Origin of the sequence: Clostridium sp. AM46-21 (assembly GCF_003480025.1) — a bacterium.
GTDB lineage: Bacteria > Bacillota > Clostridia > Lachnospirales > Lachnospiraceae > Coprococcus > Coprococcus ammoniilyticus.
Genome location: NZ_QUIB01000012.1, coordinates 15,262 through 41,080, shown reverse-complemented (window position 1 = coordinate 41,080; position 25,819 = coordinate 15,262). Strand labels below are relative to the sequence as shown.

The 25,819-nt window shown below is 43.1% G+C and carries 28 protein-coding genes and 5 pseudogenes; 1 reads left to right on the top strand and 32 read right to left on the bottom strand.

All coding sequences use genetic code 11. From position 1 onward, the window contains the following. Positions 1–145: 145 nt before the first annotated feature. The 13 genes and pseudogenes from DW959_RS09340 to DW959_RS09280 all read right to left on the bottom strand — a co-directional run bounded on the left by DW959_RS09340 (position 146) and on the right by DW959_RS09280 (position 9,580). Positions 146–2,248, bottom strand: coding sequence for a LacI family DNA-binding transcriptional regulator (locus DW959_RS09340; RefSeq protein ID WP_242997340.1), 2,103 nt, complete (start codon positions 2,246–2,248; stop codon positions 146–148). Between the two features lie 232 nt (positions 2,249–2,480). After that, a pseudogene (locus DW959_RS09335) lies at positions 2,481–2,609 on the bottom strand (linear amide C-N hydrolase); the annotation flags it as partial. A 32-nt stretch (positions 2,610–2,641) separates the two neighbouring features. Then, entirely contained in the window at positions 2,642–2,848 is a 207-nt protein-coding gene (locus DW959_RS09330; RefSeq protein ID WP_226801024.1) for a GNAT family N-acetyltransferase, read from the bottom strand. 75 nt (positions 2,849–2,923) lie between these two features. After that, positions 2,924–3,409 carry a hypothetical protein gene (locus DW959_RS09325; RefSeq protein ID WP_242997341.1) on the bottom strand — a complete coding sequence of 162 codons (486 nt, stop codon included), beginning with the start codon at positions 3,407–3,409 and terminating at the stop codon, positions 2,924–2,926. Positions 3,410–3,413: 4 nt separating this feature from the next. Continuing rightward, positions 3,414–3,569, bottom strand: a complete 156-nt coding sequence (locus DW959_RS14600; protein WP_242997342.1) for a hypothetical protein — start codon at positions 3,567–3,569, stop codon at positions 3,414–3,416. A 549-nt stretch (positions 3,570–4,118) separates the two neighbouring features. Then, the gene (locus DW959_RS09315; protein ID WP_117823240.1) at positions 4,119–4,493 is read right to left on the bottom strand and encodes a desulfoferrodoxin family protein; all 375 of its coding nucleotides are present in this window, start codon (positions 4,491–4,493) and stop codon (positions 4,119–4,121) included. 27 nt (positions 4,494–4,520) lie between these two features. Then, positions 4,521–5,464: pseudogene (locus DW959_RS09310) on the bottom strand (L-lactate dehydrogenase). A 27-nt stretch (positions 5,465–5,491) separates the two neighbouring features. After that, complete coding sequence (gene rbr, locus DW959_RS14885) at positions 5,492–6,673, bottom strand: rubrerythrin (RefSeq protein ID WP_117823055.1); 1,182 nt, start codon at positions 6,671–6,673, stop codon at positions 5,492–5,494. Beyond that, positions 6,666–7,073: a transcriptional repressor gene (locus DW959_RS09300; protein ID WP_008402256.1), complete on the bottom strand. Its 408-nt coding sequence runs from the start codon at positions 7,071–7,073 to the stop codon at positions 6,666–6,668. The genes rbr and DW959_RS09300 overlap by 8 nt, the downstream gene beginning before the upstream one ends. Positions 7,074–7,200: 127 nt before the next feature. Then, positions 7,201–7,950 (bottom strand): peroxide stress protein YaaA, encoded by a 750-nt coding sequence (gene yaaA, locus DW959_RS09295; protein ID WP_118615958.1) that lies wholly within the window; start codon positions 7,948–7,950, stop codon positions 7,201–7,203. Continuing rightward, positions 7,950–8,405 carry a thioredoxin-dependent thiol peroxidase gene (gene bcp / locus DW959_RS09290; protein WP_117823059.1) on the bottom strand — a complete coding sequence of 152 codons (456 nt, stop codon included), beginning with the start codon at positions 8,403–8,405 and terminating at the stop codon, positions 7,950–7,952. Before bcp ends, yaaA begins: the two co-directional genes overlap by 1 nt. 3 nt (positions 8,406–8,408) lie before the next feature. Further along, a complete protein-coding gene (locus DW959_RS09285; RefSeq protein WP_008402252.1) occupies positions 8,409–8,618 on the bottom strand; it encodes a DUF6219 family protein in 210 nt (69 codons plus the stop codon). A gap of 188 nt (positions 8,619–8,806) precedes the next feature. Continuing rightward, positions 8,807–9,580, bottom strand: a complete 774-nt coding sequence (locus DW959_RS09280) for a DUF134 domain-containing protein (RefSeq protein WP_008402250.1) — start codon at positions 9,578–9,580, stop codon at positions 8,807–8,809. 118 nt (positions 9,581–9,698) lie between these two features. Here DW959_RS09280 and DW959_RS09275 point away from each other — a divergent pair, with 118 nt between their 5' ends. Then, positions 9,699–10,358, top strand: a complete 660-nt coding sequence (locus tag DW959_RS09275; RefSeq protein WP_226801021.1) for a Crp/Fnr family transcriptional regulator — start codon at positions 9,699–9,701, stop codon at positions 10,356–10,358. Between the two features lie 121 nt (positions 10,359–10,479). Here the strand turns inward: DW959_RS09275 and DW959_RS09270 are convergent, their stop codons facing one another. The 19 genes and pseudogenes from DW959_RS09270 to DW959_RS09175 all read right to left on the bottom strand — a co-directional run bounded on the left by DW959_RS09270 (position 10,480) and on the right by DW959_RS09175 (position 25,694). Then, positions 10,480–12,171 (bottom strand): FAD-dependent oxidoreductase, encoded by a 1,692-nt coding sequence (locus tag DW959_RS09270; RefSeq protein WP_008402248.1) that lies wholly within the window; start codon positions 12,169–12,171, stop codon positions 10,480–10,482. 1 nt (position 12,172) lies between these two features. After that, positions 12,173–12,493, bottom strand: coding sequence for a rhodanese-like domain-containing protein (locus DW959_RS09265; protein ID WP_117808620.1), 321 nt, complete (start codon positions 12,491–12,493; stop codon positions 12,173–12,175). 12 nt (positions 12,494–12,505) lie between these two features. Continuing rightward, complete coding sequence (trxA, locus tag DW959_RS09260) at positions 12,506–12,811, bottom strand: thioredoxin (RefSeq protein ID WP_008402246.1); 306 nt, start codon at positions 12,809–12,811, stop codon at positions 12,506–12,508. A 92-nt stretch (positions 12,812–12,903) separates the two neighbouring features. Beyond that, a pseudogene (locus DW959_RS09255) lies at positions 12,904–13,122 on the bottom strand (SDR family oxidoreductase); the annotation flags it as partial. After that, complete coding sequence (locus DW959_RS15105; protein ID WP_347475348.1) at positions 13,071–13,190, bottom strand: hypothetical protein; 120 nt, start codon at positions 13,188–13,190, stop codon at positions 13,071–13,073. The gene DW959_RS15105 and the pseudogene DW959_RS09255, both read right to left, overlap by 52 nt. A gap of 114 nt (positions 13,191–13,304) precedes the next feature. Continuing rightward, on the bottom strand, positions 13,305–14,915 hold the full coding sequence (locus DW959_RS09245) for a recombinase family protein (RefSeq protein WP_118097225.1): 1,611 nt from the start codon (positions 14,913–14,915) through the stop codon (positions 13,305–13,307). A 111-nt stretch (positions 14,916–15,026) separates the two neighbouring features. Beyond that, a complete protein-coding gene (locus DW959_RS09240) occupies positions 15,027–15,215 on the bottom strand; it encodes a transposon-encoded TnpW family protein (protein ID WP_002569233.1) in 189 nt (62 codons plus the stop codon). Next, entirely contained in the window at positions 15,212–16,066 is an 855-nt protein-coding gene (locus tag DW959_RS09235; protein ID WP_118615954.1) for an ATP-binding protein, read from the bottom strand. The genes DW959_RS09240 and DW959_RS09235 overlap by 4 nt, the downstream gene beginning before the upstream one ends. Continuing rightward, complete coding sequence (locus DW959_RS09230; RefSeq protein WP_118592189.1) at positions 16,063–16,806, bottom strand: phage replisome organizer N-terminal domain-containing protein; 744 nt, start codon at positions 16,804–16,806, stop codon at positions 16,063–16,065. Before DW959_RS09230 ends, DW959_RS09235 begins: the two co-directional genes overlap by 4 nt. Then, positions 16,796–17,008: a hypothetical protein gene (locus DW959_RS09225; protein WP_005927784.1), complete on the bottom strand. Its 213-nt coding sequence runs from the start codon at positions 17,006–17,008 to the stop codon at positions 16,796–16,798. The genes DW959_RS09230 and DW959_RS09225 overlap by 11 nt, the downstream gene beginning before the upstream one ends. Before the next feature lie 184 nt (positions 17,009–17,192). Then, a pseudogene (locus tag DW959_RS09215) lies at positions 17,193–18,814 on the bottom strand (relaxase/mobilization nuclease domain-containing protein). After that, on the bottom strand, positions 18,786–19,184 hold the full coding sequence (locus DW959_RS09210; protein WP_002569238.1) for a plasmid mobilization relaxosome protein MobC: 399 nt from the start codon (positions 19,182–19,184) through the stop codon (positions 18,786–18,788). The pseudogene DW959_RS09215 and the gene DW959_RS09210 overlap by 29 nt, the downstream one beginning before the upstream one ends. A gap of 584 nt (positions 19,185–19,768) precedes the next feature. Beyond that, positions 19,769–19,969: a helix-turn-helix domain-containing protein gene (locus DW959_RS09205; protein WP_015536790.1), complete on the bottom strand. Its 201-nt coding sequence runs from the start codon at positions 19,967–19,969 to the stop codon at positions 19,769–19,771. After that, entirely contained in the window at positions 19,962–20,405 is a 444-nt protein-coding gene (locus DW959_RS09200) for a sigma-70 family RNA polymerase sigma factor (protein ID WP_055194514.1), read from the bottom strand. Before DW959_RS09200 ends, DW959_RS09205 begins: the two co-directional genes overlap by 8 nt. Positions 20,406–20,566: 161 nt before the next feature. Continuing rightward, a complete protein-coding gene (locus tag DW959_RS09195; RefSeq protein ID WP_118615952.1) occupies positions 20,567–22,774 on the bottom strand; it encodes an ABC transporter permease in 2,208 nt (735 codons plus the stop codon). Further along, the gene (locus DW959_RS09190) at positions 22,764–23,531 is read right to left on the bottom strand and encodes an ABC transporter ATP-binding protein (RefSeq protein ID WP_118098759.1); all 768 of its coding nucleotides are present in this window, start codon (positions 23,529–23,531) and stop codon (positions 22,764–22,766) included. The genes DW959_RS09195 and DW959_RS09190 overlap by 11 nt, the downstream gene beginning before the upstream one ends. Positions 23,532–23,642: 111 nt before the next feature. After that, positions 23,643–24,655, bottom strand: a pseudogene (locus DW959_RS09185) (sensor histidine kinase). Then, positions 24,652–25,320 carry a response regulator transcription factor gene (locus DW959_RS09180; protein WP_118098757.1) on the bottom strand — a complete coding sequence of 223 codons (669 nt, stop codon included), beginning with the start codon at positions 25,318–25,320 and terminating at the stop codon, positions 24,652–24,654. Before DW959_RS09180 ends, DW959_RS09185 begins: the two are co-directional and overlap by 4 nt. Before the next feature lie 113 nt (positions 25,321–25,433). Further along, entirely contained in the window at positions 25,434–25,694 is a 261-nt protein-coding gene (locus DW959_RS09175) for a Maff2 family mobile element protein (protein WP_008402226.1), read from the bottom strand. Positions 25,695–25,819: the final 125 nt, after the last annotated feature.

Genomic DNA, 25,819 nt, shown 5'->3' with positions numbered 1-25,819 from the left:
AAATCCGCCAGAAAGATACAATTTTCTCTCTAACGGATTCTTTTTTAGATAAAAAGATACAGTTTCTAACTCTGTCCGACACAGGCTAACTAAAGATGTCATATCACCTCAATCTGTCCGGCACGGACTAACTAAAGATGTCATATCACCTCAATCTGTCCGGCATGGACTCATGGAAGATTTCCTTCCATGCAAGCCTGAGCTGTTTTGGCTCAACCTGATACGGCTGAACTCCCACATACTTTGGAAGCTGTTCTTCACTTACCAGGGACTTGGCAACAACTGCCGCGGCCGCTCTTCCCTGCTCGTATGGTCTCTGCGTGCTGAGTCCCTTGACGATTCCTTCCTCCATGCACCTGGCAATTCCATGATCAAGGTCCGTGGTGAACACCGCCACATCCTCCCTGCCAAGCTCCTTGAGTGCCTTTATAACCAGAAGTGCCGGGCGATCCCAGCTCACATACATTGCCTCAATTTCAGGATTGGCAGTTATCACGTCCTGGGCTACCTGATATGCATTGGATATCTCTCCAAAACTCCTGATCGTAACTATGTCAATATCAGGATAACTGTCCTTGATTATCCTCTCAGCGGCGTTATCCCTGACTCTTGTTCCATAGAATGCCGCACCATGAATAATGAAACCTGCCTTTTTTTTCTTGTTCTCCTTGCAGTATTCCCCCAGCATTCTTCCCGTGTTCGTTCCATTCTCCGACTCATTTACTGATACACAGGACACATAGCTGTTCTTGGACATGCCATCCGGAACATTGCTTATGAACACCAGCTTTGACACTTTGGAAAGTTCCTGAAACTTCTCTCTGGTACGGCTGTCATCCGCCGGAATAGCTATAACTGCGTCCGGCTTCTGAAGTCTTATTCCATCAAGCTGCGCATTCTGCAGTTCCGAGTCAAAGTGCGCATCCATAACCGACACCACGTCTATCCCGAACTGCTCAAGCTCCTCACGGATACCCTTCTCATGAAGCTCAGCCCATGACGTACCTGTGTAATGGAATGATATGGCAACTCTGAAATGTCCTGCCTTCAGCCTCTGTTTTTCCTCCTTCGTCAGCACCACGGAATCAGGGGCAGCTGCCTTATCTCCAAATGGTCCATTATCCAGCATCTTGGTGGATTTCCTGACAACCAGTTCCACATCGGCATAGCAGTCATGGGATATGACCGCCCCTGTGTTGATTTTCTCAAAAAGCATTCCAACTGCCTTGGTGCTTAACCCCTTCACATCTCTTCTGATTATGGTAAGCGGAGGATATGTAAGTTCTGACCAGCTCTCATCACCAAACCCAACCACAGATATCTCTCCCGGACAGTCGATTCCCATATCTCTCAGTGTCTTCATGAGGTAGAGCGTTATTCTGTTGCCCCCCGCAAGAACTGCGGTCGGCCTGTATCTGCGGAGCGCCTTCTGGATGACGAGCATACAGTCATCTTCGCCATTTTCCAGTGTCACATCCACTATATTCGCATCGTTTGTATTTATATTGTATTTCCGCAGAGCACTCAGGAAACCTTTTGTTCTCTCATCCCTGGTGGTACTGTCCGTACTCTCTCTGAAAAACAAAACATTCTTGTGTCCACTCGCGAGCAGATAATCTGCGCCCTTAAATATAGCCTCCCTGTCTCGGAACTCAACTGAGTCTATCCCTGATCCAAGTATATTTCTCTCCACGCAGACAAATGGAACGCCTGACTGTATAAGCTTTGTGTAGTTGGTTGCCACATCACTCACCGGTGCATGTATGATACCGGCAACCTTCTTGTTGACCAGAAGTCCGTCAAGCACCTGTGCCTCCTCCTTAAGATCATTGTCTGTTATCGCCACAAGGAACTGATATCCCTGTACACTGACAAGCTGCTTCACATAAGCTACCACATCTCTGTATATCGTACTTTCAATGTTCGGAATGACTGCAACGATCGTAGACTCTCGGCCAACCAGCAGTTTTCTCTCCTTATCTGCTATCTTATTCTGATATCCCGTCTCTACAATAATCTTCTCTATCTTATCCACAAGCTCAGGTCTTACATACCTTGTCCTGTTGATAACATGGGAAACTGTAGCTATGGACACCCCTGCCATATCCGCAATCTCTTTTATTGTAACCTTTGACTTGCCCATATCTCGTCCTTTCTCCTTTATCACAGATATAACTCTGGCTTCCGTACATTGCCACTGGCAACGCCCTTTTCCGATATTATAATCTACTTTTCTATGTTTGTGCAACCACTGTCATCATCCAGACTACTGGCTCTGCGATGTCTACTGGCACCATGCAGTTGCCGGCTCCACCATTACATAAAACAGCACAAATTTTTCACAAAATGCAGAAAAAAAGATAAAAACGCCAAGTTATTTCCTGGTATTTCCCGGGTCCCAGGGGCAGCAGATACTTAGTTCTGCCAGTTGATGTTCTCCCCCTGCAGCAACGGATATCTGGCAAGTTCTGTGCCGTCCTGCCCATATATCTGAATTCAAACGGATAATTTCTCGGAGTCACGGTGATCTCATCGCCGTACGAGAATTCATAATCCAGCGTTCTTCCAAAATAGAAATCCTTTGTCTTATATGTCGCCGCTGTACACATATTTTGTCTCCTTTCCAATCTCCTCAGATAATTTATATCATCAGTTCAAAGCCATAACAGCTCTTTTCAAATCCATAGTGTTCGTAGAAGCCATGTGCCCCTGTCCGCGGAAGACCGGAATCAAGGGTGACGGCCTTGCACCCCCTCCGCTTTGCAAGCTCCTTTGCATGATCAACTAAATTACAACCAATGCTTACATTATAAAATATCAAAGTGATTATTAACAGACCGCCACCCATAAATTTATTATAAAATATCCCGGAAAATACTTAGGCAATACTTACATGACTTTTTGTCACATTTTTCTAATTTATTTAGTATAATGTAAATGCTTCGGGCTTACTTTGGTCACATTTATGGCGCACAGCATATATCAAATAATATCGGGTGCTTTGCATTTGCCGGCACCTAAAATATGGAGAGAATCTTGACAGTGTTTCCACATCGTCCATATTTATCTCACCATTATTTACAAAGTCAGCCGACATAACCTCCTTGCCCTTATCATCGTAAAGTACAAGTGTCTTGGTCATTTTCTTCTGCTCCTCAAGTACCTGTTCGGAAGCCATCTTCAGTAATGCTGCCATCTGGTCTATGCTTTTCACTTCACAGAATGCAGTATGCGTGATGGAACCATCCGCTCTCGTTACTTCTTTCATATCCATTGGAATATGACTTTTCTTACAGGTTTTCTCCAAAAGCTCCGCTGTTCGCTCATCATTCACATCAATATGCGTGACATCTTTGCCCTCTCTGTTGAATCCCTTTAATGAGCCATGCGTTTCCTTATAATTCGACATTACCTTATCGACAACCTTGCCGCTTCTGTTTCTCGCTCATACCTGGATTCTGCTGTTCAGACCGCTTACACGCATCCGCAATAGCAGTAATCAGATCTACGCTGACAGTCACAATCGCCTTTCCTGTCTGGAACGACTCCTGCGTCAATTCATCGACCATTGTTCTGTCCTCCTGTTATATATTTTCCTGCTGCTTCTGTCTGTGGGTGCTCTCACCCATAAGATACACATTTTAATGCACATCTCGTGTTCCTCCTTGATTTCCTCTATCTGAACTTCTGGACAAAATGTCCTAAAGTTACATTCATATCCATTGCCCAACTGGCACAAAAAAGAGCATCTATGTTTCAATCACATAAATGCTCTAACGCTGTTGTTTATAATAATATGTAATATCGGTTGAAACTGCATTACTACTAGCTAGTATACCATAAACATACTGTTTTAGTAAGAAATGTCCTATTTCATCCATGTATGCATATTGTCAAGTGTATGTGTCATATTTTATATTCAAAATAAAAAAAGCTGCTACTCTCTAAAAAATAACAGCCTTTCTTACTATATCAGCCTTTTGGAATTTGACCATCGACATACAGAATGTGATTAACTAACCGCTATGTGAGATATTTTAAAGTTCCCATAATCTGTTCATCTTGATCTTCTACCTCATCATTGTGTTGTTCTGTAACCTTAATATGTATAAATGCTTTTAGCATTTCCATAATCCATGCAGGTTACAATATGCATATACTTCTTCTACCTGTTCACCATCGCAAAGACTAAAATCTGCTGCCGGATCCTGCCCTGGATTTAACTGTTTTCTATATATTCCCTGGTTTGTATTTAATGTAATCCACTCAATGAAATGCTCTTCAAGCATTGGATGTTTTGTCTCCCCGACCACGACATGAACATGACTGCCTTCTATCGTATATACAGGTACATGCTTCTCGACAGCAGCATCTGTCACTCCGGCTTTTAATTCCTGCATAGGTTCTCCGCAACAAATTACAGGTACACCCTTATCCTTTACCTTTTCAACAATGTTTCCACAATGCTTACAAATATAATACCTTACTTCCATGACTTTTTCCCCTTCCATGTGTAAAATTTATAATTCAATTGTCTCCATAATCTTTTTCAATGAATCTGCAGATTCCTTAGCTTTAACGCTTCCTCGCCACTTAAATTAATAGGTATATCAGACTCAATACCATCTGCACCTACAATAGCTGGCATACTTAACGATACTCCGTCAATGTCATATACTCCATGAATCATGTGTGATACAGGAAGTATTGATTTTTCATCTCTCATAATCACTTCGCAGATTCTTTTTACAGACATTGCAATTCCATAATATGTAGCGTGCTTTTTGTTTATAATCGCATAAGCACTGTTCTTGACTTCTGTAGCTATTTCTGCCGTGTTTTCCCTGTGCTTGTAATGTCCACGCATTTCACACATTTCACTTAATGGAACACCAGATACATTGGCTGATGACCATGCTACAACTTCGCTGTCTCCATGCTCACCTATTATAAATGCATGAACACTCCTGCTGTCCACAGATAAATGCTCACCAAGCTTATATCTTAATCTGGCACTATCTAACACAGTACCCGATCCAATAACCCTGTTTTCTGGAAGTCCTGATAACTTTATGGCTACCTGAGTCAGGATATCTACCGGATTCGCAACTACAAGCATGATACCTGCAAAATTTCTCTTTGCTATTTCAGGAATGATTGACTTAAATATTGCTACATTTTTATTTACGAGATCAAGCCTTGTCTCTCCCGGTTTCTGTCCCGCTCCGGCAGATATGACAACAATTGCAGCATCAGCCACATCATCATAATCTCCGGCATATATTTTCATCGGACTCGCAAATGGAATACCATGACTGATATCCATCGCTTCTCCTTCTGCCTTGTTCTTATCTGCATCGATAAGGACAATCTCTGTAAACAAGCCACTCTGCATCAGAGCAAATACCGATGCAGAACCAACAAAGCCACAGCCTATCATTACTGCTTTTTTTGAATTAATCACTTTCTTCTTCGTAATAATCTCATCTCCTTAATAATTCTCTTCATGTACTTCAAAATAGCTCTGTGGATGATTACATACCGGACATACTTCAGGTGCCTTAGTTCCTACCACAATATGTCCGCAGTTACGGCATTCCCATACCTTAACTTCGCTCTTTTCAAATACTTGTGCAGTTTCAATATTCTTAAGAAGTGCACGATATCTTTCCTCATGGTGCTTCTCAATCTCACCTACTGCCCTGAATTTTGCTGCAAGCTCAGGGAATCCTTCTTCCTCAGCTGTTTTAGCAAAGCCATTATACATATCTGTCCACTCATAATTTTCGCCTTCTGCCGCTGCCGCCAGGTTTTCCTTTGTATCACCAATTCCTGCTAATTCCTTGAACCACATCTTTGCATGTTCTTTCTCATTATCTGCAGTCTTTAAAAACAATGCTGACATCTGCTCGTAACCTTCCTTTTTCGCTACAGATGCAAAATAGGTATACTTATTTCTTGCCTGTGATTCCCCTGCAAATGCCTCCTGTAAATTCTTCTCTGTCTGTGTTCCTGCATATTTGTTTTCTGCCATCTCTTTTGCCTCCGTTTTCTTTACTACTTTTTCAAAATCTGATGCCGGGTGCTTGCACAAAGGACATATAAAGTCATCCGGTAATTTCTCGCCTACATATTCATATCCGCAAATTCTGCAACGCCATATTGTCTGACCATCCTCTGTTTTTCCAACCTCCTGTGGCTTAGGCTTAATATTATTCTGATAATAATCATATGTTACTGAAGGAACATTGCTTAAAACTTCCATATCGGTTATCTCACCAATAAACATCGTATGTGAACCCAAGTCCTCTGTTTTAGTAACTGTCACAGAAATGTATGCATTTGTACCTTCTGTAATATAATAAATACCATTCGTGCCCCTGGCACACTGCTCAAATGTTCCAAACTTATTGGTATCTCTTCCTGATTGGAAGCCAAAATGTTTGAACAATTCAAATTGTGCCTTCTGACTTAAGACTGATACAGTAAATTTTCCGGTTCTTTGAATCATATCATGCGTATAATTTGACTTATTTACACAGATACTTAGCTGGTTTGGTTCCGAAGCTGCCTGAATGGCTGTATTAATGATGCATCCGTTATCTTTTTCTGCTTCTTTAGCGGTCAATATAAACAGTCCATAACTCAACTTATACATTGCTTTCCTATCCATGCTGTTCCTCCTTTACCTTCTCCCTGCATTTCGGGCAAATGCCTTTAAATGAAATATCGTAATCCACAAATTCAATTCCATGAGTGTTATGAATTCTTTCCAGCAAATCCGGTATTTGATCCATATCCACATCAAAAATTTCACCGCACTTTATACATCTTACATGGTAATGATTTTTCAATGTAAAATCAAATCGGTTCGGTCCATTCAGAACTTCAACCTTTCTTAATGCACCTTCCTCTACCAATATATCAAGATTTCTATATACAGTTCCTTTTCCAATTGATGGATATGCTTCTTTTATAAATTCATACACTTCATTTGCCGTAACGTGTCTTCTCATTTCGTATACGGTATTTCTTACGAGATCTTTTTGAATGGTATTTCTCCTTCTTGTCATTCATCCTCCTTATTAGGATTAGTTCTTAATAAGGATTATATGTCACTATCATCCTGTTGTCAATAAAAATAGTAATAATTCTCATTATTATAAAAGCTGCCAAACTGAACATCTTTTAGCTGAATAACTATTTTATTTTGCGTTCAAATACATATTCTGAATCTGAAGATAAATCAGACCTAAACGAGTATCCGAGTCTGTCAAATTTCTGAATCTCCACCAGATTTTCAATATTATTTTCCGCTATGAATCTGACCATTTCACCACGAGCCATCTTGGCATAGGTACCTTTTGTTACCAATTTATCTCCGGATAACTCACAAAATACAATCGTAATATATCTGTCCTGTGGTGTCAGATACTTTTCTATACATTTTGAGTATTCTTTTGATGCAAGATTAATGATAATCCTACTGTCATCGATTACTGAGCGGTATAACAATTCTCCCCAGTACTCATACAGATTTTTTGCATCTCCAATTCCAACCTTTGCCTGCATTTCAAGACGATAAGGAGTCACACCATCCATTGGTTTTAAAATGCCATAAAACGCAGACAAGATTCTTAAATGATTTTGCAAATACTCAAACTGCTGGATTTCAAACACAGATGGTGCCATATATTGAAATGCAATCCCTTCATATGCTAAAACAGCCGGAGTAAGCCTGTTATAAAGATTCATATTTTCCAATCTGTTAAAGTTTTGCTCTGCAATCTTGTCATTACATTTCCAGATAGCTTTCAGTTCTTCTTTTGATTTGCTTTTCATCCAGTTTAATACTTCTGCTGTCTTATCAATATAGACAGGCAGTTCAACCGGTGCTAAGTTATCGGTATCTACAATCATCTTTTTTGCAGGTGATAAAATAATCTTCATTATGCCAATTCCTTAAGCATATTTTCAGGATCATCTGCCGCCTTGACTTTATCATTTGCCTTTATAATGATTCCCTGCTCATCAATAAGATAAGTAGTTCTTACTACACCCATAGATACTTTTCCATAATTTTTCTTTTCTTTCCAGACATCATATACTTCAATAACTTTACGATCCGGGTCTGCTAATAGCGTAAATGCCAGTCCGTATTTTTCTTCAAATCTCTTGTGAGACGCTACAGAGTCCTTGCTCACTCCGAGAATAACAGCTCCCTTCTCATTAAACTGTGGATAACGCTCAGAAAAGCCACATGCCTGCTTCGTACATCCTGGTGTATTATCCTTTGGATAAAAATATAGGATCACTTTTTTTCCTGCATAATCGCTTAATTTATGCATTTCTCCATTCTGATCCGGCAATTCAAAGTCCGGTGCTTTTTTTCCTACTTCTAACATATTTTATTCCTCCACTTCTTTCATTCCCATCTGTTTTCTTGTCCTCTTATTGCCAGAAATCATTTTATGACCAGAATAGACTGCCATAATCAAGCATATCAGAGAGCCAAATGCAAAGTATTTGTGTGCTGCTTTTAACCCTTTATATCCTGTATAAAAAGTTCCAACCATTGTAACTATTGCTCCGATTGACCAATATTTATGTGCTTTCATTTTATACCTCCAAATTGATTAAGCTGTTTCCAAAATAAATATCTCTGGATCATTAACAATATTGTACATTCCATCCATTACTTTCGACAAGTAGTGAAAGAAAAATAATCATTCCAAATACAAAAGGATGTATCACGATAATTCTGGCATTACCTTGACGCATCCTTTCGTGTTGTATTTTTTTCTTCTTAATGACAGCTATGGCTTCCGCATCCATGCTCACCACACGTATGTCCTTCCTCATGGTTGTGCTCATGGTGAGAACACTTCACATCCGAATTATAATCAAGCGTATCATTGATAAAAGCTTCTACTGCTTTATCCGCATCTCCTGAAACTCCGCCAAAAAGCTTAATACCCGCTGCCGCTAACGCAGTCTGAGCACCTCCTCCGATTCCGCCGCAGATCAAAACATCGGCATTTAATGCATTAAGAACTCCTGCCAATGCACCATGTCCGCTTCCATTCGTATCTACTACTTCTGAATGTAGCACTTTTCCTTCCTCTACATCGTAAATCTTAAATGTCTCTGTGTGTCCAAAGTGTTGGAAAATCTGTCCATTTTCATATGTTACTGCTATTCTCATGATACCTTCTCCTTTTTCTACTGCATATTTTTGATAAATCTCATGATTGTAACATCCTCCAAAGCTACAGTCGCTGCTCTGACCGTCACAGATTATGAAATCCCCACCCTCAATTTTAAGCGGATGTCCATCAATGAGAGCATCTGCTATTTTCTTTCTGGCAATCTCGTAAATCCGTTGGACCGTCGTTCTTGCGATCTGCATAGATTCCGCACACTGCTCCTGACTGTAACCTTTCTTGTCCAAAAGACGGATTGTCTCGTACTCATCTACCGTCAGAACAATGGGCATTTTTTTCTCAGTATCATCTGCCGGAAGGAATTCTAAAACATTTGGGAAATGGCAGACTTTTCTGCATTTTACTGGTCTCGGCATGAAATTGCTCCTTTCTCGCTTTTCTTATATAATAGTCCTATAAAGGGCATATGTCAATTATTCGATTGACGCATCTTAAAAAAGCAAGTATACTATGTTCATAAAGGAGATAACTATTATGAGCTTCGAAAATTATTTTCCACTATGGAATGACTTAAATACAGCACAGAAAAAACTAATTTCAGACAATTTGATCACACAGCATGTGAAAAAAGGAACAATCATTCACAACGGGAACATGGATTGTACCGGATTATTACTGGTTAAATCCGGGCAGCTTCGAACTTATATATTATCAGATGAAGGACGAGAGATTACACTCTACCGTCTGTTCGATATGGATATATGTCTTTTATCTGCCTCATGTATCATACGATCCATTCAATTTGAAGTAACCATTGAGGCAGAAAAAGATACTGATCTTTGGATCATCCCTGCTGAAATCTATAAGGGCATCATGAATGAATCTGCTCCTGTCGCAAACTATACCAATGAGTTAATGGCTACTCGTTTTTCTGATGTCATGTGGCTGATTGAACAAATCATGTGGAAGAGTTTGGATAAGCGTGTTGCTTCATTTCTTTTAGAAGAGACCTCTATCGAAGAAACAAATGAATTGAAAATCACTCACGAAACTATCGCCAACCATCTTGGTTCCCACAGGGAAGTTATCACTCGAATGCTTCGATACTTTCAAGGCGAGGGTCTCGTCAAACTCTCCCGGGGCAAAATCACAATCCTTGATCCAAAAAGACTGGAAACACTCCAAAGGTCATAAAACTGTTTTTCTGTAACATATAAAGAAGAATCCTCCATTTATCAGAATTATGAAAGTCATTCTAATAAATGGGGGATCTTTTTATGCTATAAGAAAATTATAAAAATATCGTGATTATTTTTTAATAATCCATACCACATGCATATGCCCTTTCAATCAGCGCACGGTCATTGACCACTGCATCATAGAATCGGAATCCGCCAGAGAAATTATACGTTTCATAACCGTTTCCTTCCAGAATACGGCTCGCAATATAACTGCGCAGACCACTCTGGCATATCAGATACACAGGCTTTCCTTTCTCAATTTCACTAATTCGTTCTCTCAGTTCATCTACAGGTATGTTTTTGAATCCATCTATATGCCCCCTGCTGAATTCACCTACAGTTCTCACATCTAGCAACTCCACATCTTTATCTTTAGAAATCTTGTCCATATCTTCCAAATGCCATTGCTTTAATGTCCCTTTTGCAATATTGTCTATCATAAATCCAGCCATGTTTACCGGATCCTTAGCAGAAGAATAAGGTGGTGCATATGCCAGATCCAGATCTTTCAACTGGGTTGCATTCAGCCCCGCATGAATTGCTGTTGCCAGCACATCAATACGTTTATCAACTCCTTCATATCCAATAATCTGAGCGCCAAGCAAACGATAGCTTTCTTTTTCAAAAACCACCTTCATGGTCATCACTTTTCCACCAGGATAGTAACCGGCATGACTCATAGGAGAAAGAATTACTGTATCTACCTCTAATCCTGACTTTTTGGCATTGGTTTCATTGATACCTGTAGTGGCTGCTATCATATCAAACACTTTTATAACGGAGCTTCCCTGACTGCCCAGGTAACGACTATCACCGCCACAAATATTATCAGCGATGATTCTGCCCTGTTTATTGGCCGGTCCTGCCAAAGAAATCAGCGCATCATTACCCGTAACATAATGTTTTACCTGAACTGCATCACCTGCAGCATAAATATCCGGTACAGAGGTTTCCATTCTGTCATTCACTACAATACTTTCCTTGATGCCAAGTTCCAGACCGGCTTCTTTTGCTAATACTGTGTCTGGTGTGACTCCGATTGCCAGAACTACCATATCAGCCTGAAGGGATGGATTATCTTTCAACAGAACCTCCACTCCGTTGTCATTTCCTTTAAATCCTTCTACTGTATAGCCCAGTATCAGTTTTATCCCATGCTTTCTCATTTCATTATGGATCATGGATGCCATATCCGGGTCAAAAGGGTTCATCAGCTGCTTAGGCCCCTGGACAATCGTAACATCCATGCCAAGCTCCCTCAAATTTTCTGCCAGTTCCAGACCAATAAAACCGCCACCTGCCAATACAGCCGATTTTGGATGATTCTTATTTATATATTCCTTTATCCGAAAAGTGTCTTCTACAGTACGAAGTGTAAAAAGTTTATCAATACCTACTCCGGGAAGTCTCGGCTGTGTAGGCTTTGCACCTGGAGATAGGATTAGCTTATCATAGTTTTCTTCAAATATTTCACCGTTTTCTAAATTCTTCACTGAAACAGTTTTACATTCGGGATGTATTGAGATAACTTCATGATGAATTTTCATGTTAATACGGAAGCGTTTAAAAAAACTCTCTGGTGTCTGTAGTGTAAGTGCTTCCGGATCTGTAATCACGTCTCCAATATAATATGGAAGCCCACAATTCGCATAGGATATGTATCCGGATCTTTCATACACAGTAATTTCTGCATGTTCATCCAGTCTGCGTATTCTTGCTGCGGCTGTAGCTCCTCCTGCTACACCTCCTACGATTATTACCTTCATCTTATTTTTCCACCTTTCCTGAGTAAGCTGCAATGCCACCGATATTATTTACTTTAGAATATCCCATTCGTTGCAACATCCCAGTTGCCTGACGGCTCCGGGAACCGGAATAACAGTATACAAACAGAGGGATATCCTTATTCTTCGCTACAGAAACAATATTGTCTAGTTGCTGCAACGGCACATTTTTACTTTCTGGTATATGTCCTTCCTGATATTCCTGCGGAGTACGGACATCCAGCAGAACTGCACCAGCAGTCCTTTTATATTCTTCTATGCCTTGATTAATATTCGACTGTTTAAAGAAATTAAAAAATCCCATTAGCACACCTCTCTAAAGCATTTCTAAAATCGCATTCTTAGATCTCGCCCCTGAAACCTGCTGTACAATCTTCCCATTCTTCATAACCACTAAAGTCGGAATGCTCATAATACTGAACTTATTTGCCAGTTCAGGCTCTTCATCTACATTAATCTTTCCAACTTTAATATCCCTACGCTCACCTGCAATCTCCTCTACAATAGGTACTACCATACGGCAAGGCGCACACCAAGATGCCCAAAAATCTAAAAGAACGGTTTTATCGGAATTCAGTACTTCGTTCTCAAAATTATTTTTATTGATATTAATAGCAGACATTTTACAGTCCTCCTTATCTTTTTCTTTTTGTAGCTTTATTATAGTCTTAATTTCATTTGTTTTCCGTGATTACATCACCATACAACATTAAATTAACTTCTTGCCATACCATCTACACTTAATATAACACCTGTAATGTAACTCGCCTCATCTGAAGCAAGAAACACAAACGCATTGGCAATATCTTCTGGCTGTCCAAGACGACGCAATGGAATTCTTTCAATCATAGGTTCGATAACTTCCTTTGGCACAGCTTTCATCATATCAGTTTCTGTAATCCCAGGTGCAACAGCATTAACACGAATACCTTTGCTGGGATAAGGTCCTTAAGTTTTGGTACAAGAAGCGCACCAATCAGCATAACACCGGCACCCGCCATAAACTGCTTCATGCCCTGTGACTTTACTGATGTGCGATAAAGAAGTAATAGAAGTGTAAAAAATTTTGCCGTTCCTATCCGGCACTTAGCTCTTGTGTCGGACAGGTCGGGCGGTTATTCGGGCAAGTCCACCTTGCCAACAAAAGAATAATAAATCTCAATGTCCTGCCTACGGGTCTTGTTCTCGTCATAGCTGCACTCATGCACAACGATTTTCTCTACAAACTCCCGCAACAGAGTAGGGGTAAGTTCTTCAAAGCTGGTATGCCGCCGGACAACATTCATAAACTTTTCTGCGTTCACGGTGGCTTCCTGTGCTTTGGAAAGCTCCGCTTGGATAGCAGCGGCTCTTTCTTTCAGCTCCCGTTGTTCTGCTTCATAGTCTGCCGACAGCTCTGTGAAACGCTCGTCTGATATGCGCCCGGTCACGCTGTCCTCATACAGCCGCTTGAAGATAGCGGATAACTCGGCTATGCGTTTCTCGGCGGCTTCCAGCTCCTTTTTCTTGGCGGCGTTCCTGCGCTTGCCCCCGTCCTCGTTCTGCTCAATCAAGAGCTTCATAAACCGGGCTTCATGCTTTGCCGCATAGCTTGTCACTTTCCGCAGATTGGAGAGTACGCCAGCGGTCAAGAGGTCGGTGCGGATAAAGTGCGCCGTACAGTCATGGGTGCGTTTCTTGTAGTTGCCGCAGATATAACAGTCCTGCTTGCGCTTGTCCGTCTGGTATCGCTGCTGATACATCACACTGCCGCAGTCTGCACAGAACAGTATGCCGGAGAACAAGCCCACTTCATCATAGCGGTTCGGTCGCTTGCGCTGTTTGCGTAATTCCTGCACACGCTCCCATGTTTGGGTGTCTATGATAGGCTCGTGGTGGTTCTCGAATATCGCTTGCTTTTCCTCCGGGTTTTCTACGCTGTGCTTGACTTTGTAAGAGAGTTTTTCCGTCTTGAAGTTTACCAGGCAGCCTGTGTATTCCCGGTTTTCAAGGATATGCACAACGGTATTGGTCGCCCACTTGCACTCATAGCCGGGGTGGTAGCGGCGGGTGCTGCCCGTCCTGCGGTATTCCAGCGTCCCCGGCGTGGGGATTTGCTGCTCTGTGAGCATACGGGCTATCTTGGTCGGACCGTTCCCGGCAAGGCAGAGGTTGTATATCTGCTTAACTACGGGTGCAGCTTCATCGTCAATAATGAAATTTTCGTCCTCGTCCATGAGGTAGCCATACACAGGTTTGCTTGTGATTGGCTTGCCACTCATACCTTTTGAGCGTTTTACTGCTTTGATTTTCTTGCTCGTATCTCTCACCAGCCATTCGTTAAAGATATTCCGCAGCGGGGCAAAGTCATTGTCGCCCTGTGCGCTGTCCACTCCGTCATTGATAGCGATGAAGCGGACGCCTTTCTGTGGGAAAACCATTTCCGTGTACATTCCCACTTGCAGGTAGTTTCGCCCTAACCTCGACATATCCTTTACGATAACTGTCCCGACTTTTCCGGCTTCAATGTCCGCAAGCATGGCTTGAAAACCGGGTCTTTGAAAGTTCGCACCAGAATAACCGTCGTCCGTGTACCAGCGCAGATTGGAAAAGCCGTTCTGCTTTGCATAGGTCTCAAGAATACGCTTCTGGTTGGAAATGGAATTGCTCTCGCCTTGCAGCTCGTCCTCATGGGAAAGTCTTGGGTAAAGGGCGGTAATTGGTTGTTGGTTGGTCTGTCTTAACATAAAATCCTCCGTTTCCGACAGCCAGCCCCACTATTCCGTACCTTGATTGTACCACATGGGGCGGCTGTCTGTATAGCGGCAAAAGCGTCAAATCTGCTTCTTTATGGTCGGTCAAATCGCCGTTTTTTGTGTAGCAGCTTCCGCTTCCAGCACTTTCATCATCTTGTCGGCTGCGGTGTCGGTTGCGCCCTGCTTGAAGAAGCCGGAAACGGTAAGGACGGAGTTGCCCATGCGGATTTCCGTTACACAGTCCGGGCGGCGGTCTGTTTTGGTGGTGCTTGTCTGTTTGGTTTCTGTCATAGGCTCTCCTTTCGCTGCTTCATCAGTTGCTTTAAGCGTTCCAGCTTTTCCTGTGCGGTTTCCTTTCGGAAATTGCTGCCCGTGAAGCGAACGGGGGCGCACATGGAAGTCAGCCTGTCATAGATACGGGCATGGGGCGTGTCCTGCGGGTGCTGCAATTCCTCCAGCGTGAGGTTGGTCGTGGCGATCAGCGGCTTGCCGCTTCGGTAACGGCTGTCAATCACGCTATAAACCTGTTCCAGCCCGTATTCTGTTCCTCGCTCCATACCAAAATCATCAAGTATCAGCAGGGGGTAGCTGCAAAGGCGGGAAATATATTCGTTCCTGCCATCAAAGCTGGCGGCAAGGTCATTGAGTATGGTTGCAAAGTTTGTCATACAGACGGCAACCTCTTTCTCCATAAGGGCGTTGGCGATACAGGCGGCAAGGTAGCTTTTTCCTGTCCCCACGCCGCCCCAAAACAGGTAGCCGATATTTTCAGCCTGCATGGTTTCCCAGCTCTCCACATAAAAGCGGGCAGTTTCGGTCTGTGGGTTTCTGCCGTTGTCATGCTCAAATGTCCAGTTCCGCATAGCGGGGTCGGTAAAGCCCCGGCGCTTCAAGTCCTCCACTGTTTCAAGGTGCTTCTGTCTGCTTTCAGCGGCTTCCCGTTTTTCACGGGCTGCCCGCTGGCAGTCGCAGTCTGTTGGGTGGCGGTCACGCCCGAAACAGGTCTTTCCCTCTGCAAAGTAGGCTTCTTTTGGCGTATGGCACTTGCCGCAGTATAAAAGCCCGTCCTCGCCTGTGTAGTCCTCCGCTTCGGCGGTAGTGGCTGTAATGTCCGTAATCATAGCTTCAATCTCGTTTTTCATAAGCTCTCGCCCTCCTTGCATGAATAATCGGGTATGCCCTGTTTCGGGGCAGCCTTGCCTTTGGCAGCGTCCTCCTGCGCCCACTTGTAAATGGTGGCTGCATGGCTGTGGTACTGCTTCCCGGTGGAAGCGATATGGCAGGAAAGCCGGTCAATATAATACTCCCACTTGTCGGGCAGCTCTGTTTTCAGCCCGGAAAGCTCTGTATCGGTCAGTATCACATTGTTGTATCTGCCATAAGCGGCGGGGACGGGGTGTCCCGTTTCTCCCTCTCTCTCTTTTTCTATCTCTATCTCTTTCTCTAACTCTATCTCTGGTGGACGAATGTCGGACAAATGTCCGCCTTTTGTCCGGGGCGGTAAAAGTGCCTTGTTTTCCTGTCTTGCAGCCCGTTTCCTCTCGGCTTCGGTAGAGGACTGTCCTATCATCAGCTCAATGTCGGTCATATAAAAAGCCCCACTGTCAAGCTGCTCCACAAGCCCCAACTGCCGGAAAATCTCTAAAGCCCTCTCAACCGTCCCTATCTGGTGGCGGGTCAGTGTCGCTATCATCTGCGCTGTGTAGGGGATATGCTCGTCAAGCTGCAACTTCCCGCCGTTTTTCAGCGATTTTAAGTACAGCTTCAAGAGGATATTGGAATATAAAATCCCGTCTTTCATATCTTCCAGCAGCACAATGGAGTCGCTGTCAAAAAAGTTCTCTTTCAGCTTGAGGTAGTAATACTTGCGGTTATCTGCCATTGTCCCTGTCCTCCTTTTTCCGGCGTTTGGAGTAGTAGCGGGGGCAGAGTATGATAACCGCCCGGAAGCTCTGCTTGCAGCTATGGGTACAGCCCCGGCAGAGGTCGTTGTATGTGATACGGTCGCAGGTGGTATTCCCGACTTTTACTTGCCGCAGGAAAAAGGACCATTCCAGCCGCCGTTTCTTGCTCATTCTTGGCATGGGTGCGCTCCTTTCTGCCGTTTCCGCTGGTGTGGCGGTATCGGCGATAATTCTGTATCATCTCGGTATCATTTTCGGGGTTTTTCTGCCCTGTAAGCCCGTTAAAAAATCCTTTGGTATTGCGGATAGGGTACGGGGCAGCCCCCTTGTTCTGTATGGGTTCGGGTACATTTTGGGGTGGTTTTTATCGCTCCTGTTCCTGCCTTTTCACAGGCTTGCGCTCCCGGCGTAAAATCTGGTCGATATTGCCCTTGACGGTCTGTAAGCGGCGGTATTCCTCCCGTTTTGCCCGGTAATCGTTGTAGCCGCTGTTTTTCTCTTTGATAAGGGTTTCAATCTCTGCTTGCAGGGCTTTATAGCTTGGCAGCTTGGAAATGCCGTTCTCCCTAAAATAACGGGCGGCTGCGTCTGCTATGATAAAGTCGCTTTCGTGCTTCTGTCGGTAGGCTGCTTTTGCTTTGGCGTTTTTCTGCTGTTTCAGCCCGTCCCGGACAGGGCGGGTCTTGGAATAGGCAAGCACCTGCCGTTGCAGCTCCTTTTTCCCGTCCAGCGTCTTTTCCACCTGCTTCAGCTCTATAAGGCTTTCCCGCATGGCGGTATAGGCGGCAGAACAGGCTTCGTCCAGTTCCTCCGGGGAAGAAAAGCCGTACTGCTGGTAGGCGGTAACGGTAGCCGCCATTTGCTTTAGATTGTACTTTGCCGCCCAGCGGTCATAGCCCACGCCCTTGCCCTCGGCTCGCTTGGCTTCCCGGTCAACCATGCGCTGCAAGGTGTTGTCTGCCGGGGTGGTTTTTGTGGTTTTTTCCCCTTGTGACGGCTTTTTAACTGCGGCAGGGTATTCGGGTATGGCTTTGGTCTGTTCGGCGGCTCTGCGGGCGTTCTGTGTAAGCAGGGCAAGGACAGCAGCCTTGTCAAAATCGTCCCCCAGCTTCCGGGCTGTGATAGGCTTTGTCCTGTCCGGCGTGAGGTAGGAAAGCCGCCCCCGGCTCTCCTTGACAGTCACACCCTCACGCAGCAAAAGGGAAGAAAACTCGTCAAAGCTGGTAGCTTGGGAAAGTGCCTGCCGTATCGTCCGGCGCAGCTTCGCCTTGTCCGTTTCAAACTTGGTGGGCTTGGTCGGCTGTCCGGCGGCTTCTCTGGTGGCGTTCTCTTTATCAAGGGCAAGCTGCCCTTTCTTTGCCGCCCAGTATTCCCGTTCCGTTATCCGTTCCTTGCTGCCGTTTAGGAGGTCGATTTGGTAAAGCCCCTCCCGGTGGCACATCTCCATGACTTCACTCTTGAAATATTCCATAGCGGCATTGGTGCAGCGGTGCTTGCAGCCCTCCCGTGTATCGGCTGGTCTGTCCATGTAGGGCAGAAGCGGGACTTCATAAATCCGCAGGGAGTTGATGACGATATGCACATGGATATTGCCGCTGTGGTTATGCCCGTCCGGGTGGGTGCAGATTAGGCTTGGTGTCCGGGAAAATGCTCCTTGCAGAACTGCTCGCCCAGCTCCTGCGCCCGGTCTACGGTCAAGCCGTTGTCTGTCCCGTCCCGTGGGTCAAAGCTGATGATATAGTGGTGGCTTTTCACATCTTCCCGTTTTTGGTTTTTCTCATAGCGGAGATTAGCCCGCATACAGGCAACAGCGAAATCCTCGCCCCCGCAGTTGAGGGAAGAAATGCGGTAATCCTCCCTCGGTATCAGCCGCCCGTTTTCATCAAGGGTGGGCTTCATGGTAAACTCGTCATGCTCAAATGTGAGATAGGCTTCCGCTGCGCCATAGTCCGCATTTTTAGAGCTGATATGTTTGAATGTTGCCAACAGCGTCACCCACTTTCTGCAAGACTTCAAACTTTAGGGCAGCAAGGTCGGAAACCGCCGCCCGTACCTCCCCGGCAAGCTGCGGGTAGGGGCTGTGCCACTCGTTCAGCGTCCGGGCTATCTGGTTTAAGTTGCCGCCGATCCTGCCGTATTCGGCGGTCAGCTTCCCAACAGCGGCAAGCAACTCGTCATTGACGGGGGAAACGGTTATGATGGGGCGTATGGCTGCCCCGGTTATGGCTTGCCGGATAAACTCGGCTTGGCTCATGTTGTAAGCAGAAAGCCTTTCCGCAAACTCGGCGTATTCTTCCTCGGTCATGCGTGTCTTGACTACCCGGCTGCGGTGCGGCGTGTTATATCGTTTTCGCATGGTAAAACCTCCTTTCGGCTGTGCGTGGTGTCCTCTCACTAACAGGAGAAAAACAGGGTGTAAAGCGGAACTGTTTTTGAAAAATCCGAAAAATTATTTTGAGGGATTTTTCAGCGGCGCAAGCCGCATAAGCAGGGTTTGGGGAAGGCACTCCCCAACAAGATTCCCGCAGGGGCAAAATGAGCGAAAAGCGAATTTTGGTACTGCGGTAGAATCTTGCTCTAAAAAACTGCCGGACTGCCGTTCACTTCCTACTGCCACTTTTTCAGAAAATCTATAACCAGCTTTTTCATAAAAGGCTGCGGGCTGGCGTTCTTCCCCTTACTCCCTACAACACCGCAAAAAGCAAAAATGACGGACTTTCCGGCAAGAACTTTTCCGGCGGCTCGGTCTTTCCCGACAATAAGGCGTTTCGGAAGCTGCGTTTTGCCCGCTGTCTAAAAAAATGGCAGCCTTTTTAGCTTCAATGTCTAATACGGAACATTTGGAAATTTGCCAAAAATGGACGCAAAAAAGCAGCAAATCTTTTTCGGATTTACTGCTTCATGTGCTGCTGCGGGGCGGCGGGATATTCAGTTTTTATGTTATCGGTCAAGCCGGAACTTGAACAGGCTTTCAATCAGCTTTGTTCTGATGTAGTCCTCCATATCAGAATTATAATAGCCGTTCATTTTGGAGAAATAGCGGATATACCCGGCATATCGGTCAAGGACAGCTTGTATCGCTATGGGGTCGCCCTCATGTGCTTTTATTATCGTGTCATAGGGGAGAAGTAGGCTACTCATGGGACAGCACCTCCATTTCTTCTTTCAGCCGCTTCAAGGCAAGCTGGATATGCCGCCCGATTGTGCTGCGTGTCCAGCCGCTTTGTTCTCCGATTTCTTTCTGCTTCAAATGCTGGAAGTAATACAAAAAGATTTCCTCCTGCGACTGTTCCGGCAGTTCGGCAAGAGCCGCCGCAAGGGAACAGCTATCTAAAAATATCGTCTTCCCCCGGACGGAGAATGGATAAGTTTCGCCATAGTCTGGCACTTGAAAATACTCATCTATGGTGCTTAGTGGAACAAACTTTTCTTCGGTCAAGTATTCAAGGGAGATTTCCCGTTTCCACCGCGCTGCCAGCATACGGGCAGCGTCAAAGGACGCATGGCGAATAACAATCCGGCAATAGGTATCATGGGTATAGCGGATATGTTCTTGATAGGCTTCGTATTCAGTCATGGAAAATCCCCCTTTCTTCGATTATGGGAAAGGGCGGCAGCACTTTTTGCTGTCGCCCCTTGATTACCCACCAGCAAGGACAGGCGGGGCTGTCAACGGTGGGCGTAGCCCATTTACTTGCCGTTGACTGGCTCGGCTGGGTTTGCTATAAATTGCACTCACTATGGATTAACAGAACGCCTAAAAATAATCCATGTACTTATGAAGTAACAAATCAATAAAATTGCCAAAATCCCCATTGTTGCCCCTATTTGTAACATCACTGCACCGAACCCGATATAGGCTGAAATTTCTGCTGATATGGTTTGGATAAAGTAAGCTATTACAATAGCAGCTACAATGATTGCTGTGATAATTGGAAGCCCAAACCAAACACTTAATTGTTGCAAAATCAGTTTTCCGATATGCTTTTCTTCCACCCCCAATTTTCGGAGTACAGAGAAGCGATATTTATATTGTCCTGCGTCTAAGAGTTGTTGCAAGGAAAGTACGGTAAGACATATAATCATCAATACAACAGCACCATAAATCATTGCAGCCCGTAAAACGAAATTATTTGCTATTGTACTATTCCTCTGTAATGTGCTGAACCGTATTCCATACATAACACCGTTTTCTGCTTGCTCTGGGTATTCCTCTGTAAAAAGTTTTTCCAGTTCCCTTGCATTTTCATAGGAGATGTTTTCTTCTGTTGTGATATAGCGGTTTTTTATTACGGGCAACAACTTTTCACAAATACTGTCTGGAAGTACATAGAGTATATCTGTATAGGAATTGTATGCTGTTTCTCCAATCGGATCCTCATAATAGGACTGCTCGGAAAGAGTCAATTCTCCTGCGTCTGTCATAATGCTGGTATGCTCTTTCAAAAAGCTATCCCGTTCTTCCTCGGTGGCGATTGTTTTCCATTGTGTTGTAAATTCATCTTTTCCCAGAATAATCTGCTCATAACCCAACATTTCCCGTATGGTGTTATAATCACTTAAAGAAATTGCCACAATCGGAAAATCATATTTCTGTCTGTTGTGAAAATCATCTTTCTCTGGCAGATATAGATTGAACGTGCAATCATAAACTGTATCTATTTTGTGTTCTGTCAGAAACTCAGTAATAATTTCATAACTGTCTTGCGGCAGATTTTCTTCTTCATATACGTCATTATATCTTGAATATACCTGCACATCATACATAGAGCGCATATCCAAATAACCTGAAGCCCAGCCCGTCAAAATAGGGGCGGCAATAAACATGAAGATTGCAAGGACAAGGGTTATACAAATCAGCGTCATTGTTTTGCTAGTTGTATTTAGTTTTGATATAATTTGCCCGAAAAAGAACAGGTTTTCTCCTTTGTATCTATGTTCCGGCGATTTTACTTTCCATGCTACAATCAAACCACTGGTAAGATAAATGAAGGCACAAATGAAGAAAAGTAAGTCAATCACAACAAAAAGCAGATATTGATTGAGCGTTCCACCACCTAAAGACAGATAATATTTATTTGTTAATGCTGCAACGCTGGCTGCTGTAAAAGCATTCAATACAGAACATATCAGCAAACCAGCAATGAAACATTCTCTTTTTTTCTTTCTAATTATGCAAAATATCGACCACAGCAAAGTAAGCAGCGGAAAAAGAATATTTTCCCAAAACATAAGCTGCACTGAAAACGCAAAGCGGGGGTCATAATAAAACCAGACCTTTTGTATTCCTGTAATCAATCCCCATACGGTAAATACTTCAAAGAGGACTACTACAACAAAAATGAAGCGGCTCTTTTTTAGCTCTGGCTCATTCTCTTTCTCTGCGGAAAGCATATCAATAATTTTTGTTTTCTGAATGGTACGGGTATTGAAAATTCCTACCACAAAAAAACTTGCCACAAAAAATACCACTGTCAACAAAACGGTATCCGGGAATAATGTCCATGAGATTTCATAAGGCTTTCCATAAGCAGTAAGGAGCATTGCGGTAATGAATTGAGAGCAAAATACACCGCAAAAAATACCAATCAAAATGGAAAACATACCCATAATCAGTGTTTCTGCAAAGAAAATCCTGCCAATGGTTTTTTGTTCCATTCCCATAATGGACTGGACAGCAAACTCCTTTTGCTTCTGTCTTAGCATATAATGATTGACGAACCGTATCAAAAATAACAACAGTAATGTTATCATGCAGATTGCAATTTTCATTCCGTCACTTAACAGCGTAAAATCATACTCGCTGCCTATATCCGGGCTATAATAACTACTGGAAATAGACAAGAACGCATAAAACAAGGTAACACAGATTGTCATTGTGACAATGTAGACCAGATAGTCTTTTACAGACCGTTTTGCATTTCTGAAAACAAGTTTAGCATACATGGCTCTGTCCCCCTCCGATCATGGTAAGGACATTCAGAATTTTATCAAAAAAATCACTTCTGCTGTCGTTGCCCTTGCGCAGTTCCATAAAGATTTCTCCGTCTTTCAAAAAAAGAATACGGCTGGCATAGCTGGCGGTAAAAGCGTCATGGGTTACCATAAGAATTGTCGCCCTAAGCTGTTCATTGATACTTTGAATGGTAGACAGCAGCATTTGTGAGGAATGGCTGTCTAATGCTCCTGTTGGCTCATCTGCCAATAAGAGTTTCGGATTGTTGATAATTGCTCTTGCACAGGCACAACGCTGTTTTTGACCGCCCGATACCTGATAAGGATATTTGTTTAGAATATCGCTGATATTCAGCTTTCCGGCTATATCCAAAATGCAGGGTTCTACACTCCCGGCAGGGACTTTATTGATTGCTAATGCCAGTGCAATGTTTTCTGAAATTGTCAATGTATCCAGCAAATTGAAGTCTTGAAATACAAAACCTAAATTCTCTCTGCGAAAGCGGGCAAGGGATTTTGGGTTGATTTCCGTTATATCTGTTCCCTCTAAAAAAATATGCCCTGCACTTACGGTATCAATCGTAGAAATACAGTTTAGCAGCGTTGTCTTTCCAGAACCGGACGCACCCATAATTCCGAGAAATTCTCCGGCTTCCACAGAAAAACTAATATCTTTAATGGCTTTGGTAATATTTCCCTCATTGCCATAATATTTCTGGATATGCTCCAGCTTCAAAATTGTATTCATCGGATAAACCTCCTTAACTGTTCCATACCCATATTGTAAATGGAGTATATCATTTTTTGTATCAAGTTTTCTTACACAGTTCTTACAAAAATGTAAGAAGTGCAGAACCTATCAGCCCTGCACTCCGATAATAAAATCATTCATTTGAAAGATAAGTGAAATCGTTGTTCCTCTGTTTTCGGAATAAGCAGTAAGTCCTATTCCCAGTTTATCACATAGACGCTTGCAAAGATATAAGCCAATTCCAGTAGAATTTTTCCCGGTTCGCCCATTCTGACCTGTAAATCCTTTTTCAAAAATACGGGGTAAATCACTTTTAGGAATACCTATCCCATTATCGCTGATAGATAGCACAATCTTGTCATTCGTTTTTGTCGCCCCAAAGTGCAAAATAGGCTGCTCTGCATGGTATTTGATTGCATTACCGATAATCTGATTTAAGATGAACCGCACCCATTTTTCATCGGTGTAAACTTTTGTTTCTATATCGTCTATCTGAATTGATATATGCTTTGACGCAAAAGATACTTATTATCTGCGATTGCACTATGCACAACATCGCATAAATTGACTTCACGGACAGAATAGTCTTTTTCAGTGTGTTCACTTCTGGCATAGTAAAGCGCCTGTTCTGTATATTGATTGATATTCTCTAACTCTGCCAATACCTCTCTGGAAAAGGGAGAACGGTTATTCTCACACAGCAGCTTCATGGCTGTAATTGGTGTTTTTACTTCGTGTATCCATTGTTCAATGTATTCTTTATATTCCCTGCGTTCCCTCTGTACTTCGCCAATCCGTTCCAACATAGATTTTTCAGCCATTTTCATAATCTGGTAAAAAACCTGTTCATCAGCCCTTTCCGGCACTTGCATGATTTCCGGCAATAAATATCGTTCTTCTAATTGCTCCGTCATATTGAGCAATTTATTCAGATATTTTTTTCGTGAGAAATAAAATGCCAGCAAAGATAAAACAAGGACAATCGACCAGACCGCAAGAATAAACAGGACTGTTTGGATAGGATTATCGCTTGCAATTAAGAACAAGGCAAGGGCAAGCATACCCAACAGATTGATTAAAATAACGGGGAGTTGATTTTTCAAATATTGTTTTCCACTCATAATGTATATCCTTGCCTGTGTTTTGTTTTAATGAAATCTACAAGTCCGATTGTTGCCAGTTTGTCACGAATGCGGGTAATATTGACACTTAGGGCATTATCATCAACATAAAGCTGATTATCCCAAAGAAAATCCACAATATCATTTCTGGAACAGATTTTTCCAGCGTTCTTAAAAAGGTAGTAGAGGATTTTCAATTCATTCTTTGTCAATTCTGCTTTCTGTCCTTTGTACTCTATCATGCTACTCTCCAAATGCAGGGTAGCTTCTCTCCACATATAAATTTCTGTTTGAGGGGAACGGTAGGCTTTCTTTAACAATGCAGCAATTTTAGCAAGAAGAATAGCGGGATTATAAGGCTTTGTGATAAACGCATCTCCACCCAGCATAATGCTGTTCAGTTCGTCCATATCTGTATTACTGCTTGTTACAAATACAATCGGAATATCTGAAAAGGTGCGAATCCCCGAGCATATTTCAAAACCGTTATTCCCCGGAAGTTTTATATCCAGAATAACCAGATGTGGCGCAGCTTCTTTTAACTGCTCTATTGTTTGGGAAAAATCCGTAACTGCAAATACTTCATATCCATTCCCAGACAAAAGAGTTTTAAGCTGTGTTTGTATCGTAAAATCATCTTCAATGATTAGTATTTTTTCCTTCATAGAGATACCTCCCTGACACTTTATTATACTGTATCAGAGAGGTTTTCTCAATCCATATTGAAGAATAGTAACGGAATAATGGGCGGTTGTCTATCAAATTTTTGTGTGTTACTTTACCGCACATGAGCATTTGCACCCGGGTTATCATTACCATAACCTTCAAGCAGATTTACAACGCCAAGAACTGCAAGACCACCGCCTACTGCAATGATAACGACCTTGAGTGCTGATACACCGCTTGTAAGGAACGATGTATAGTCAAGCAGGATAAGCAGGTTTGCAAGCAGCTTGTGTGAAGCAAAAAATGACGCAACACTTGAAAGTAAGTTAGAGCCTGACATGGCAGTCATGGCATAATTCATAAGTAAATTCATAATAAATAATCTCCTTTTAATCTCTTATTTTTCGACCCTCCGTGATATAATAAGAGCGGTCTATTGTGGTGATAGATCAGGAGCAGCGGCAAATACACACATGAAGGGTTCTCCCCTCATTTATT